Below are 13,122 nucleotides of genomic sequence, written 5' to 3'. Positions count from 1 at the left end.
CGGGCTCCTCGGGGGCTCAGCGGCGGGGCTTCCCGTCCAGCTCGTCCCACCACCGGTCGGACTCGGGGTCGCCGGACGGATCGTCCCACCAGCGGTCGTCCGGCCCCCGCCGATTGGCGACGATCACCGCGATCGGCGGGATCACCATGGCGACGACGCAGAGCGCCACCGCCGCCGGGACCGAGAACAGCCGGACGAACGACCAGGCGGAGACGAAGAGGAAGAGGCAGACGCCCATCAGCACGAAATAGGCACGCCGCCGCCGTGCGTACATGTCTCCAGCGTACGACCGGCGGCGCCGCGCCGCCCCCCTCCGGGCCTCCGTGCCTCCGGAAGCGGGGACAGCCGGGCGCGGGTGTCCGGGCGCGCCGAAGGGCCGCACCCCGGATCCAGTGGCGTCCAACCCCCGGGGGTGCGGCCCTCCGGCCGTTCATGGTGCCCGTCCGCGCGACCGCGCGGTAGGGGCGTCGGCTACGCGTCAGACCGCGATGGCGACCTCGGCCAGACCACCGGTCCGCGCGACGACGGTACGGTCCGCCGTGGCGCCCGGCACCAGGGCGCGCACGGTCCAGGTGCCCTCGGCGGCGTAGAACCGGAACTGTCCGGTCGCCGAGGTCGGGACCTCCGCGGTGAACTCGCCGGTCGAGTCCAGCAGCCGGACATAGCCGGTCACGGGCTCGCCGTTACGGGTCACCTGGCCCTGGATCGTCGTCTCACCGGGCTTGATGGTCGAGGCGTCGGGTCCGCCTGCCTTCGCTCCACACATACTGCTGCTCCAAATGTCCGCGGGTCGGTTCTGCTGCGGGACGGGCTACTTCGCCGCGCCCAGCTCGATCGGCACGCCGACCAGCGAGCCGTACTCGGTCCAGGATCCGTCGTAGTTCTTGACGTTGTCGACGCCCAGCAGCTCGTGCAGGACGAACCAGGTCAGGGCCGAGCGCTCACCGATGCGGCAGTAGGCGACGGTGTCCTTCGCCAGGTCGACCTTCTCGTTCTCGTAGAGGGCACGCAGGTCGTCGTCGGACTTGAAGGTGCCGTCGTCGTTGGCATTCTTCGACCAGGGGATGTTGCGCGCGGTGGGCACGTGGCCCGGCCGCTGCGACTGCTCCTGGGGGAGGTGGGCCGGGGCGAGCAGCTTGCCGCTGAACTCGTCGGGGGAGCGCACGTCGACCAGGTTCTGGGTGCCGATCGCGGCGACGACGTCGTCACGGAAGGCGCGGATCGCGAGGTTCTGCGGCTGGGCGCGGTACTCGGTGGCGGCGCGCTCGGGCACCTGGTCGCCGTCCACGAGGTCCCGGGAGTCCAGCTCCCACTTCTTGCGACCGCCGTCGAGCAGCTTGACGCTGTCGTGGCCGTAGAGCTTGAAGTACCAGTAGGCGTAGGAGGCGAACCAGTTGTTGTTGCCGCCGTAGAGCACGACGGTGGTGTCGTTCGCGATGCCCTTGGCGGAGAGGAGCTTCTCGAAGCCCTCCTGGTCGATGAAGTCGCGGCGGACCGGGTCCTGGAGGTCCTTGGTCCAGTCGATCCGGATCGCGTTCCGGATGTGGTTCTTCTCGTACGCCGAGGTGTCCTCGTCGACCTCGACAAGGGCGACCTGCGGGTCGTCGAGGTGCGCCTCGACCCAGTCGGCGTCGACCAGGACGTCGCTGCGGCTCATGCTGTTTCTCCTCCGGGGCAGTGTGCGGCGGTGGTGCGTGGAGACTGCGCGGTACGCGTGAGAGGCGGCGTAACCGCGGGGGCGGCCCTGATCAGAGGTGGAAGGGCCTCAGGGATGGAAGGGCCGGGGCGGAGAGAGCGCGTGGGACTTCCCGCTCGTCGTACGGGGTCCCGCTCAGACGGCGCGACAGAGCATGGCGGCGACGCGGCACAGGTCGACTGCCCGCCGCTTCGTGAGGTCCGCCTGTCGCTTCATGGGTCCGATCGTAGGGACGAGTCGGCCGCCATGTCACCGTTGTGTCGGATAATGAGACGAGAAAGTCCAGGATGCGGAATGCGGGCCGGTGACGAGCGGTCCGCCGGGGTCGGGCCGAGGCCCGCCGGAGGGCACCCTTCTACCCCTCGGACGAAGTCGTCTCACCATGCGGCCGGGGCGTCCATCGCCGCCCGGTCGCCCCTTCTGTAATGGACGTTCCATCCAGTAGATTCGACGGATGAGGACCAGGACCAGCGCGCCCGGGGCTCCGGGCACCGAGGAGACGGACGCCCTTCCCGGCACCCGGGAGCGGATCGTCCGGGCGGCCTCCCTGCTGATGCAGCGGCAGGGGTACGACGGCACCGGCATCAAGCAGATCTCACAGGAGGCCGGGGCGACTCTCGGCTCGGTCTACCACTTCTTCCCGGGCGGCAAACAGGAGCTGGCGGTCGCCGCCGTCCACCGGGGCGACGAGGAGTTCTCCGCGATCCTGCGGGAGCTGCTGGACGCGGAGCCGGACCCGGCGAAGGCGGTCGTCGCCGTCACCCTCGACCTCGCCGAGGGGCTGCGCGCCTCCGACTGGCGGGACGGCTGTCCCGTCACCGCGACCGCCCTGGGCACCTCGGGCCGGCTGCCCGACATCCAGCGGGCGGCGAGCACCGCCTTCGCCCGCTGGCAGGAGATCGTGGAGACCAGGCTGCGCGCGAGCGGCATGCCCGGCGACGAGGCCGCCGAGCTGGCCGTCATGGTCATCTGCACCCTGGAGGGCGCCGAGCTGGCCGCCCAGGTCTCCCGCGACGAACGGCCGCTGCTGATCGCGGGCCGTCAGCTGGCCCGGCTGATCGGCCCGGCCCGCACGGACCGATCGGCCCGCACGGACTGACCCGCCCGCACGGACTGATCCCTTTCGGGCGCATCCGGCACGGCATCCCCCGCGTCCTCGGTGGTAAGACACCGACCGGGGGGACGGGGATCCATGGCGACGACGGAGAGCGGCGGGGGGACGGTGGACCGCGCCGCCGCCGGTTGGAGCCGGGCCGCGCTGACCGGGGCGAACGCGGTGACGGCGTACGCCCTCGTCCTCGGCTGGACCGGCGAGGGCGCCACCGCCGGGATCGCCGCCATCGCGGCCCTGCATCTGGCGTGGTTCACGGAGATGGCGACCGAGGCGCTGCACCGGCGCCGGCTGGTCTCCGGCTGGTGGTACGCGCCGGTGGTGCTCACGCTGGCGGGGTCGGGGATCCGGCTGCTGACGATGATGCCCGGCTGAGCCACGGGTCCCGCGAGAGCCCGGCCGGGGCGGGCGGGCCGGGGCCTCGGGCCCATCGGGGAGACCCCGGGGAGACGCCTGGGAGACGCCGGGGCCTCAGCCCACCAGCGACACGTCGCGGCCGGTCCCCAGGAAGGTCAGCCCGGTCTCCGACGCCTTCGCCCGGTCCAGCCGGATCCCGGCCGGCAGTCCGTCGATCTGCATCTCGTAGTCGACGGCCTGGCGCAGCTGCCCGTCGTACCCCGGCACCGGGACATCGGGCAGCGAGTCGGCCTTCAGCCGCACCGCGCCGCCCTCGGCGGGCTCGACCGTGCTGTGGACGACGATCTCCTCGCCCGACAGCATCCCCCGGACCGTTTCGGGCACCTCGATGCCCGCGCTCTTCAGCAGCTGGAGCGCCGGTCCGGCTATCTTGACCTGCCCCTTCGCCGCCCGCTCCGGACCCGCGTAGGTGACCGTGGCGCCCTTGGGCGCGGCCTTGGTCAGATCCTCGTACGAGATCCGGGCGGAGCCCTCGGCCCGGCCCGCGACGGCCGTGGTGAAGTTCCCGGCGATCTCCACATCGACCAGTTCGGCCCGTACCTCGGAGACCTCCACGGTGTGGCCCCCGGCCGAGGCGTCCAGACCGGAGACGCTGATGTCCACCGCCTCCAGATGCTTGCCCGCGACCTGGGTGAGGAAGGGGAAGCCCTTGATGGAGACCTCGGGGGTGGCGGAGAGTCCCTGGGTGCTCCGGATCCGGTCGGCCGCCTCACTCTCCGCGATCATGACCGCGATCCGGTCGGCGGCGACGAAGAGGATCCCGAGGACCACGACCGTGATCATCGATATTCGCAGTGCACGCATGGTCCGGTGGTCCCACCCTCTTGTCGTCCGTCGTGTACGCGCCCTTCCCCCCGGCTCCGGGAGGGCCCGGAAACGACGACGCCTTTCAGACATCGACGCCCCGGGCGGGGGCTTCGGTTCCGGTCGCCCCGGGGGGCCGGCCGGGCCGGCTCGGATCAGCGGCCGTCCCGGAACATCAGGTCAGCACCCGTCCCAGGACATACAGGGCGGGCGCGGCGGCGGTCAACGGCAGGGCGACACCGGCGGTGAAGTGGACAAAGCGCGACGGGTAGTCATAACTGGCCACCCGCAGCCCCACCAGGGCGAGCACTCCGGCCGCCAGGCCCAGCAGCGCGGCGTCGGTCGCGCCCAGTGCGAGGAAGCCCGCCGCGACGACCGCCGTCCCGGCGCCCGCGAGCGGCGCGGCCACCAGGGAGACCGGTCCGGGCAGCGGCAGCGCCCGGACCACCACGGCACCGGCGACCGCGAGGGCGCCCGCGACGACGGCCTCGTCCGGCGCTGCCAGCAGGGCGGTCGTGAGGATCGCGAGGGCCGCCGAGACGACCGTCGCCATCAGCCCGGACATCCGCTCGTCCGCCCCGGCGCGGCTGCGCAGCTGGAGGACGAGGGTGATCAGGACCCAGACGCCGAGGGTGCCGAGGACGGCGGTGGGCGCGTGCTCCTTGCCCGCCGCCAGCAGCGCGGCGTCGGCGGCCAGGCCCCCGGCGAAGGCGAGCGCGATGCCCTGGCGCGCGGGCCACATGCCGTTGAGCCGGAACCATCCGGCGGCGGTGACCGCCTGGAGCAGGACCAGCGGTATCAGCAGGGCGTAGGTGTGGACGGCGGCGCCCCCGGCGAGGAGCACCGCGAGACCGGCGGTGAGCACGGCGGGCTGGATGCCCGGCGCGATGATCGGGGAACGCCCCTCGGCACGGGCCCGCTGGGCGTCGGTGAGGCGGACGGAGCCGCTGGTGGTGGGGGTGGTGTACCCCTCGGGCCCGGCGGCGGGAGCCGTGGGCGCAGGGCCCTGGGCCGCGGGCTCCGGCGCGGCGGGTGCCTCGGGCGGCAGCGGCACGGAGCCGGTCACCGGGCGGGCGCCGTGCTGCCGCCGCCGGGCGGGCGCCGCGCCGTGCGGCGGCGGGGTCCCGGCCCCGGGCGGGGCGGACCGGTCCCCGGCCGGCGGCACCGGCGGGAGATAGGCGGTCGCCGAGGCGTCCCCCCGGGGCGCCGGCGCGGGCGCGTCCAGGAGGGCGGGCGGGACGACGGGCTGGTAGGTGGTGTCCCAGGTCTCGCCCTCCCAGGTCTGGGCGGCGGCGTCCTGGTGCGCGGGTGCCGCGGGCTGCGGATAGGCCGGGCCCTGGGGCTGCTGCCCGTACGCCCCGTACCCCTGCGGCTGCTGACCGTACGGATGGGGCTGCTGTCCGTACCCCTGCGACTGCCCGTACTCCTGCTGCTGCCCGTACTGCTGTACGGGATGCTGCTGCGGTACGGGGTGCTGCTGCTGCCCGTACTGCTGCGGCTGCTGCGGATACGGCTGCCGCTGATACGGGTCCTGCGGCTCGGGGGCCCCGGACGGGGGCTGCTGCTCCCCCGGATACGGCGCCGGATACGGCTGTTCCCCGTACGGATACTGCTGATCACTGCTCATGCTGTGCGGTTCACCCTCCTGCGAACGGCGGGAGCACCTCGACCGTGCCGCCGTCGGCCAGCCGTACGGTCTCATGGGCCCGCCCCCCGACGGGATCCCCGTCGACCAGGAACGAGCACCGCTCCAGGACGCGGGTCAGCTCCCCGGGGTGCCGCTGGCGCACCACCTTCAGCGCCTCGGCGAGCGTGCCCGCCGTGTACGGCTCCTCCGGCGTACCGGCCGCCGCCTTGGCCGCGGCCCAGTAGCGGATCGTCCCCGCCGGCATGCGCGACTCCCTTCGTCGGGATCCATCATGGGCCATGCCCGGCGCTCCCCGGGCCGGTGGAGCCGGTGTGCCCCCGGCTGTCCGGCGGTGTCCGCTCCCCGGGTTCCCGTGTCCGTGTCGGTCGGAGCGCTTCGGTCCGGCGGGCATCCGAGGTATTAAGGGGGGTACGAGGGGTTTCGTACGAGGAGCCCCCGGGCGGCGGGCCCGGTCCGTAACGCGTCAGCGGTACGACAAGGGGTGCGCATCGGCCCTCTGCGGCGGACCGCTTCTGCGTTATGGTGGCCGGAAGAGGATCCGGGCGACGCAGCCCCCGGGTCCTTTTGTGTTTCCTGCTCGTTGTTACAGGCAGGTGAACCAACCGTACGAAGCAGGGCCGCAGCACCATGTCCTCGCGGGGACCGAGGAGGAACCGACGCAATGGGCGAGCGAACCGTGCACAGCCATACCAGCCGCAGGGTGCGGACCGGGCGAGGGGCGGGTGGGGCGCGATGAGCACTCTGCTGCTGCTGACCAACGCCCTCCAGCCGTCGACGGAGGTGCTGCCCGCGCTCGGACTCCTGCTGCACAGTGTGCGGGTCGCCCCCGCCGAGGGCCCCGCGCTGGTGGACACCCCCGGCGCCGATGTGATCCTCGTCGACGGGCGCCGCGATCTGCCGCAGGTGCGCTCCCTCTGCCAGCTGCTGCGCTCCACCGGCCTCAGCTGTCCGCTGATCCTGGTGGTGACCGAGGGCGGTCTCGCCGCCGTCACCGCCGACTGGGGTGTGGACGACGTCCTGCTCGACACCGCCGGCCCGGCGGAGGTGGAGGCACGGCTGCGGCTGGGCCTCGGCCGCCGGCAGCTCGGTGTGGACGACTCCCCGATGGAGATCCGCAACGGCGATCTCTCGGTGGACGAGGCCACCTACAGCGCCAAGCTCAAGGGGCGGGTGCTGGATCTGACCTTCAAGGAGTTCGAGCTGCTGAAGTATCTGGCGCAGCACCCGGGCCGGGTCTTCACCCGGGCCCAGCTCCTCCAGGAGGTCTGGGGATACGACTACTTCGGCGGCACCCGTACCGTCGATGTCCATGTGCGGCGGCTGCGCGCCAAGCTCGGACCGGAGCACGAGTCGCTGATCGGCACCGTCCGGAATGTGGGATACCGCTTCGTCTCGCCGGAGAAGGCGGAGAAGGCGGAGCGGGAGGCCCCCTCGGCGAGTGCGCCCCCCTCCCGTCCGGCGGATCCCGCGAGGCGGCACAAGGCGGCCGTACGCCCTGCCCAGAGGTAGGTCACCCCGCGTAGACTGCCGCGCGTGGCCAAGGTGACGCGGGACGACGTTGCACGACTGGCGGGGACTTCGACCGCTGTCGTCAGTTACGTCATCAACAACGGACCCCGGCCGGTCGCCCCGGCCACGCGCGAGCGGGTACTCGCCGCGATCAAGGAGCTGGGGTACCGGCCCGACCGGGTCGCCCAGGCCATGGCCTCCCGGCGGACCGACCTCATAGGCATGATCGTCCCGGATGCCCGGCAGCCCTTCTTCGCGGAGATGGCCCATGCCGTGGAACAGGCGGCGGCCGAGCGCGGAAAGATGGTCCTGGTCGGCAACTCCGACTACCGCCGTGAGCGCGAGGTCCACTATCTGCGGGCCTTCCTCGGGATGCGGGTGGCCGGTCTCGTCCTGGTCAGCCAGGGCCTCACCGAGCAGGCGGCCCAGGAGATCGAGGCCTGGGAGGCGCGGGTGGTGCTGCTGCACGAGCGTCCCGAGGGGGTGGACGACGTGGCCGTGGTCACCGATGACATCGGCGGCGCCCAGCTCGCCGTCCGCCATCTGCTGGAGCACGGCAACGAGTACGTCCTCTGCCTCGGCGGCCCCGACACCACCCCGCCGGTCGGCGACCCGGTCACCGACCATGTCGAGGGCTGGCGGCGGGCGATGCTGGAGTCGGGCCGCTCGGTCGAGGGCCGGATGGTCAAGGCACCGTTCAACCGCTACGAGGCGTATCAGGTGGCCCTGAAGCTGCTGGCCGGGCCCGACCGCCCGCCCGCGATCTTCTGTGCCACCGACGACCAGGCCATCGGGGTGCTGCGGGCCGCCCGTGAACTGCGGATCGACGTCCCCCGGGAGCTGGCGGTGGCGGGCTTCGACGATGTGAAGGAAGCGCATCTCACCGATCCGCCGCTGACCACCGTCGCGTCCGACCGTCCCGCGATGGCGCGGGCCGCCGTCGATCTCGTCCTGGACGAGGGGCTGCGGCTGGCGGGCTCCCGGCGCGAGCGGGTGCGGCAGTTCCCCTCGGGGCTGGTCATCCGGCGCTCCTGCGGCTGCGACTGAGCCGCCGTCCGTGGCCCCGGCGCCCCGGGGCACCCGCTCCCAGGGGCACCGCCTCAAGGGCCGCACACGGGGCACCCCCCGGGGCACCCGTCCTCAGGACCGCACACGGGGCACGCCTCCCGCCGTACCTCGGCCAGCCGCCCGGCGGCGTCGTACCCGAAGACCTCGGTGACCGTTCCGCCGCACCCGGGTGTTCCGCAGAGCCCCTGGGCCCCGACCGTCCCGAGCGGCGGGCCGAGGACGGTGGTGTGGTCGCAGAAGAGACAGGGGAACGGGTGCAGCCCGTTCGGGTTCTCCACATGGGCGACGGCTTCGGGGCGCTCGCACCGAGGACAGAACCAGGCCATTTCCCACCCACTCGGTCGGCCGACGGAGACGGGGCGATCATCCGACGGCCGGGGAGGGGCGGGGGTGCGGTCGGGGGCGGCTTCACCCGTGGATGATCTGTTCGGACCCGCCCCGGGCCGCCCCGCCCGGCGGACCACAGGCCCCCAGGCCCCGGGACCTCGGTCCTCGCCCACCCGCTCAGCCCTTTCCCACCGCTCAGCCCTTTCCCACCCTCTTCTTCGGCCGTTCTCAGCACCGGCTCAGACGGTTCTCATACAGCCGCGCGACAGTCGTGAGCATGACGGACCACTATCGCGACCAGCAGGAACAGGGCCCCCAGCCGACGACCGACCCCTACCCCGGCACCCTCTGGCCGGAGCCGCCCGCACATCCCCCGGCCGCCTCCCCCGCGCCCCGGATCGCCCGTGCCCGGCGGCCCGTCGCCCTGCTGCTCGCGGTCGCCGTGATCGCCGCGGCGGTCGGCGGCGGTACGTTCGCCCTGCTCGACCAGGTCTCCGGGGAGGACGCCCCGGGCCACGCGGCCGCCGCCGTCCAGGGGACCCAGGTCTCCACCGGCTCGGCGGGCACCGTCGCCGGGGTCACCCAGGCCGTCATGCCCAGCACCGTCGAGATCCGGGCGGAGGGCGGCTCCACCGGATCGGGAGTGATCATCACCCCGGACGGCGAGATCATCACCAACAACCATGTGATCTCCGGCTCGGGGACCGTCTCCGTACGCCTCAGCGACGGAGCCACCCGTACCGCGGATGTCATCGGCACCGACCCCGGCAAGGATCTGGCGCTGATCAAGGTCAAGGACGCCTCCGGGCTCAAGGCCGCGACCCTCGGCGACTCCGAGGCGGTCAACGTCGGCGACCAGGTGGTGGCCATCGGCTCCCCCTCCGGTCTGACCAACACCGTGACCAGCGGGATCGTCTCCGCCCTCGACCGCGAGGTGACCGTGGCCCGGGAACCCGGCCTGACGGAGCAGCGGCAGCGGAGCGACGGCTGGCCCTTCGAGTACGGCGGACGGCAGTTCAACGGGGAGACCGGTGAGCAGCGGACCACCTACGACGCCATCCAGACCGACGCCGCGCTCAACCCCGGCAACTCCGGCGGCGCGCTGATCAATATGCGCGGGGAGATCATCGGCATCAACTCCGCGATGTACTCGCCGGCCGCCGCCAACGGCGCCGCCGGGAGTGTCGGTCTCGGCTTCGCCATCCCGTCCGACACCGTGAAGGGCGTGCTCGGGGATCTCCGTGACGGCGACGGCTGAGCCGGGCCCCGGCAGCCCCGCCGCCTCATGGGAACCCGCCCGTCCGGGGGAACCCGCCACTGCGGGGGAACCGGCCGCCTCATGGGAATCTGGGGAGATGACGACTCCCCGTGAAGGCGAACGCATCCTGATCGTCGACGACGAGCCCGCCGTGCGCGAGGCGCTCCGGCGCAGCCTCGCCTTCGAGGGGTACGCCACCGAGATCGCCGTCGACGGCCTCGACGCCCTCGCCAAGACGGAGAGCTACCGCCCCGATCTGCTGGTCCTCGATATCCAGATGCCCCGGATGGACGGGCTGACCGCCGCCCGGCGCATCCGCTCCACCGGGTCCACCGTGCCGATCCTGATGCTGACCGCGCGCGACACCGTCGGCGACCGGGTCACCGGTCTGGACGCCGGGGCCGACGACTATCTGGTGAAGCCGTTCGAGCTGGACGAGCTGTTCGCCCGGATCCGGGCGCTGCTGCGGCGCAGCTCGTACACCCAGCCCGGTGGGGAGCTGTCCGGCGGGGACGGCCACGACGTGCTCTCCTTCGCCGATCTGCGGATGGATGTGGCCACCCGTGAGGTGCACCGGGGCGGCCGGGCGGTGGAGCTGACCCGTACCGAGTTCACCCTGCTGGAACTGCTGCTGGCCCACCCCCGTCAGGTGCTGACCAGGGAGCAGATCCTCAAGGCGGTCTGGGGCTTCGACTTCGAGCCCACCTCGAACTCCCTGGATGTGTATGTGATGTATCTGCGCCGCAAGACCGAGGCGGGCGGTGAGCCCCGGCTGGTGCATACGGTGCGCGGGGTCGGATATGTCCTGCGCGGCGGTGAGGCGTGAGCGGCGGCCTGGTCCGCCGGTTCCGTACGCTCCCCCTCAGATCCCGGCTCGCCCTGCTGGTGGCCACGGCCGTCGCCATCGCCGTGGCGGCGGTCGCCGTCGTCTCCTGGCTGCTCACCCGGGGGCAGCTGTACGACGAGCTGAACACCTCGCTCAAGAACAGCCGGGCCTCCGACCTCCAGGTGAAGCAGGCCGTCGCCGGCTGCGCGGGGCCGCCCGCGGTCCAGAGCACCAGCGAGTTCGCGTACACCCAGATCGTGCTCCCCGACGGCAGCCGCTGTGTCGCCCCGTACTCCATCCCCGTCAAGGTGAAACCCTCGGACCTCGGTGTGGTTAACGGCTCCCTGGAGAGCACCCTCCACAACAGCGTCACCGACCGGGGCGCGCCGGTACGGGTGCATACGTACCGGATGGGTGTCGGGGACGGCCAGGAGTTCACCGTCTCGGTCTCCCGGCCGCTGGACGAGATCACCACCGCGCTCGACCGGCTGGCGCTGCTGCTCACCGGGCTCGCGGGGGTGGGGGTGCTGGGCGCGGGCGCGGCCGGTCTCTGGGTCGCGCGGGCCGGTCTGAAGCCGGTCGACCAGCTGACGGAGGCGGTGGAGCATGTGGCGCGCACCGAGGATCTGACCGTCCGTATCCCGATGGAGGGCGAGGACGAGATCGCCCGGCTGTCGCGCTCGTTCAACTCGATGACGGCGGCGCTCGCCTCCTCCCGGGACCGCCAGGCGCGGCTGATCGCGGACGCGGGCCATGAGCTGCGCACCCCGCTGACCTCGCTGCGGACCAATGTGGAGCTGCTGGCGCGCAGCGAGCGGACCGGCAGGGCGATCCCGCCGGACGACCGGCGGGCGCTGCTGGAGTCGGTCCAGGCGCAGACCGCGGAGCTGGCGTCGCTCATCGGCGATCTCCAGGAGCTGTCCCGGCCGGACGCGGTCCGCAGTGGTCCGCTGACGGTGGTGGGGCTGCACGAGATCACCACGACGGCGCTCTCCCGGGCGCGGCTGCGGGGCCCCGGGCTGACGTTCTCGACGGATCTCTCCCCGTGGTTCGTCCGCGCCGAACCGGCCTCGCTGGAGCGGGCGCTGGTGAACGTCCTGGACAACGCGGTGAAGTTCTCGCCGCCCGGGGGCACGGTGGAGGTCCGGCTGCGCGGCGGCACCCTGACCGTACGGGACCACGGCCCCGGCATCCCGGCGGACGAGCTGCCCCATGTCTTCGAACGCTTCTGGCGCTCCCCGTCGGCCCGCGCCCTCCCGGGCTCCGGCCTCGGCCTGTCGATCGTGGCCCGCACGATCCACCAGGCGGGCGGCGAGGTCCGCCTGGAACCCGCGACGGGCGGCGGCACCCGAGCCCTGATCCAACTCCCGGGCGCCCCGGTGCCTCCACCCGGGAAGCCCTGAGCCCATGGGCGGGCGCCGCCACAGGCTCAGTTGTGGCGGATCAGCGACTCCACCAGCCCCTGCCGCGTCCCCACGAAGTCCAGCGGGACGATCCCGAGCCCCCGCCAGCCGTTCGCCGCGCCGTCCAGGAAGGTGTGGACGCGGGGGTTGAGGTTGTCGGAGTTCCAGCGCGGGGGGAGGTAGGCGGCGGTGGAGACGTGGTTGACGAAGAGCCGGCCCGGCTGGGCGGTCGCCTTGCGGAAGTGGGCCTCGATCTTCGGGTACTTGGCGGCGGGGGCGGCGTTCCAGTCGTCCTGGATGTCGAAGAGCGTGCCGTCGCCCCAGCGGACGCCGGGGAGTCCGCCGTTGTCGGCGAGGAGGACCACCCGGCCCCGGGCCGCGCCGAGCACCGGCAGGCCGTCGGCGATCCGGAAGAGGGGGCGCCAGCCCTTCTGGTCGAGGTAGAGGTCGAAGATCCGGCGGAAGGCGGCGTCGGACTCCTGCGAGTACTCCTGCTTGACCCGCATCAGCACCGTCTCGGAGGGGTGCGCGGCGAGGAAGTCCCGGCAGGCGATGAGGACATCGCCGAACATCATGTTCTGGAACGCGGCGCCATGGTGGATGGCGAAGGAGTCGCCGGTGATCCGGCAGCGGATGTCGAGGAAGCGGACGCCGCTGTTCAGCTGCTCGGCGACGGTGGTGTTCTGGCACTCGGCCCAGGGGCCGCCGAAGCGGGCGCCGGAGTCATGGGTGCCGGGGATCGTCAGCCGCTGGAGCGGGGTGGTGTCCGGGTGGGCCGCCAGCCAGTCGGCGGTGGCGAGGGGGCGGCGTTCTCCGGACCGGTGGGTACGGGTCCGGGGCCGGCGGGGCGCGGCGAGGGCGGCGGACGGCGGGGTGAGGGCGGCGGTCGCGGTCAGGGCCGCGGCGGCGGTGAGCAGGCTCCGTCTCTCCATGACCCGCATCATGTCGTGGACACGACAAGAAAGGAAGAGCGGGCGGGCCGGGTACGCCGGAGGGGCGGCGGGTCCGATGACCCGCCGCCCCTCCTCGTTCACCCACCCGGGAGACAACGCTCC

The 13,122-nt window shown here is 72.9% G+C and carries 15 protein-coding genes; 7 read left to right on the top strand and 8 right to left on the bottom strand.

Annotated features, from left to right (window positions below):
* Positions 1–16: 16 nt before the first annotated feature.
* The 4 genes from ABT354_RS34870 to ABT354_RS34855 all read right to left on the bottom strand — a co-directional run bounded on the left by ABT354_RS34870 (position 17) and on the right by ABT354_RS34855 (position 1,912).
* On the bottom strand, positions 17–382 hold the full coding sequence (locus ABT354_RS34870) for a DUF3099 domain-containing protein (protein WP_502983560.1): 366 nt from the start codon (positions 380–382) through the stop codon (positions 17–19).
* Between the two features lie 96 nt (positions 383–478).
* Entirely contained in the window at positions 479–766 is a 288-nt protein-coding gene (locus tag ABT354_RS34865; RefSeq protein ID WP_328682098.1) for a DUF1416 domain-containing protein, read from the bottom strand.
* Between the two features lie 45 nt (positions 767–811).
* A complete protein-coding gene (locus ABT354_RS34860; protein WP_351501395.1) occupies positions 812–1,657 on the bottom strand; it encodes a sulfurtransferase in 846 nt (281 codons plus the stop codon).
* A 174-nt stretch (positions 1,658–1,831) separates the two neighbouring features.
* Positions 1,832–1,912, bottom strand: coding sequence for a putative leader peptide (locus tag ABT354_RS34855; protein ID WP_350962106.1), 81 nt, complete (start codon positions 1,910–1,912; stop codon positions 1,832–1,834).
* Between the two features lie 238 nt (positions 1,913–2,150).
* Between ABT354_RS34855 and ABT354_RS34850 the strand changes: the two genes are divergently transcribed.
* Positions 2,151–2,795 (top strand): TetR/AcrR family transcriptional regulator, encoded by a 645-nt coding sequence (locus tag ABT354_RS34850; protein ID WP_351501393.1) that lies wholly within the window; start codon positions 2,151–2,153, stop codon positions 2,793–2,795.
* A 93-nt stretch (positions 2,796–2,888) separates the two neighbouring features.
* On the top strand, positions 2,889–3,182 hold the full coding sequence (locus ABT354_RS34845) for a hypothetical protein (RefSeq protein ID WP_351501391.1): 294 nt from the start codon (positions 2,889–2,891) through the stop codon (positions 3,180–3,182).
* Positions 3,183–3,278: 96 nt separating this feature from the next.
* Here the strand turns inward: ABT354_RS34845 and ABT354_RS34840 are convergent, their stop codons facing one another.
* From ABT354_RS34840 to ABT354_RS34830, 3 genes are all read right to left on the bottom strand, one after another.
* Positions 3,279–4,028 carry an LmeA family phospholipid-binding protein gene (locus ABT354_RS34840; RefSeq protein ID WP_351501389.1) on the bottom strand — a complete coding sequence of 250 codons (750 nt, stop codon included), beginning with the start codon at positions 4,026–4,028 and terminating at the stop codon, positions 3,279–3,281.
* 175 nt (positions 4,029–4,203) lie between these two features.
* Positions 4,204–5,655, bottom strand: a complete 1,452-nt coding sequence (locus tag ABT354_RS34835) for a hypothetical protein (RefSeq protein ID WP_351501387.1) — start codon at positions 5,653–5,655, stop codon at positions 4,204–4,206.
* Between the two features lie 10 nt (positions 5,656–5,665).
* Complete coding sequence (locus ABT354_RS34830; protein ID WP_351501385.1) at positions 5,666–5,920, bottom strand: MoaD/ThiS family protein; 255 nt, start codon at positions 5,918–5,920, stop codon at positions 5,666–5,668.
* 488 nt (positions 5,921–6,408) lie between these two features.
* Between ABT354_RS34830 and ABT354_RS34825 the strand changes: the two genes are divergently transcribed.
* The 5 genes from ABT354_RS34825 (at position 6,409) to ABT354_RS34805 (ending at position 12,067) form a co-directional block, all read left to right on the top strand.
* Positions 6,409–7,185 (top strand): response regulator transcription factor, encoded by a 777-nt coding sequence (locus ABT354_RS34825; protein ID WP_351501383.1) that lies wholly within the window; start codon positions 6,409–6,411, stop codon positions 7,183–7,185.
* A gap of 24 nt (positions 7,186–7,209) precedes the next feature.
* Positions 7,210–8,232, top strand: a complete 1,023-nt coding sequence (locus ABT354_RS34820; RefSeq protein ID WP_351501381.1) for a LacI family DNA-binding transcriptional regulator — start codon at positions 7,210–7,212, stop codon at positions 8,230–8,232.
* A gap of 625 nt (positions 8,233–8,857) precedes the next feature.
* Positions 8,858–9,838, top strand: coding sequence for a S1C family serine protease (locus ABT354_RS34815; RefSeq protein WP_351501379.1), 981 nt, complete (start codon positions 8,858–8,860; stop codon positions 9,836–9,838).
* Between the two features lie 97 nt (positions 9,839–9,935).
* Positions 9,936–10,664 carry a response regulator transcription factor gene (locus tag ABT354_RS34810; RefSeq protein WP_351501377.1) on the top strand — a complete coding sequence of 243 codons (729 nt, stop codon included), beginning with the start codon at positions 9,936–9,938 and terminating at the stop codon, positions 10,662–10,664.
* Between the two features lie 8 nt (positions 10,665–10,672).
* Entirely contained in the window at positions 10,673–12,067 is a 1,395-nt protein-coding gene (locus ABT354_RS34805; RefSeq protein ID WP_351501432.1) for a HAMP domain-containing sensor histidine kinase, read from the top strand.
* 26 nt (positions 12,068–12,093) lie between these two features.
* Here the strand turns inward: ABT354_RS34805 and ABT354_RS34800 are convergent, their stop codons facing one another.
* The gene (locus ABT354_RS34800; RefSeq protein ID WP_351501375.1) at positions 12,094–12,999 is read right to left on the bottom strand and encodes a phosphatidylinositol-specific phospholipase C; all 906 of its coding nucleotides are present in this window, start codon (positions 12,997–12,999) and stop codon (positions 12,094–12,096) included.
* Positions 13,000–13,122 lie beyond the last annotated feature (123 nt).

It is taken from the genome of Streptomyces sp. NPDC000594 (assembly GCF_040299965.1).
GTDB lineage: Bacteria > Actinomycetota > Actinomycetes > Streptomycetales > Streptomycetaceae > Streptomyces.
This window is presented reverse-complemented; position numbering and strand designations above follow the sequence as displayed.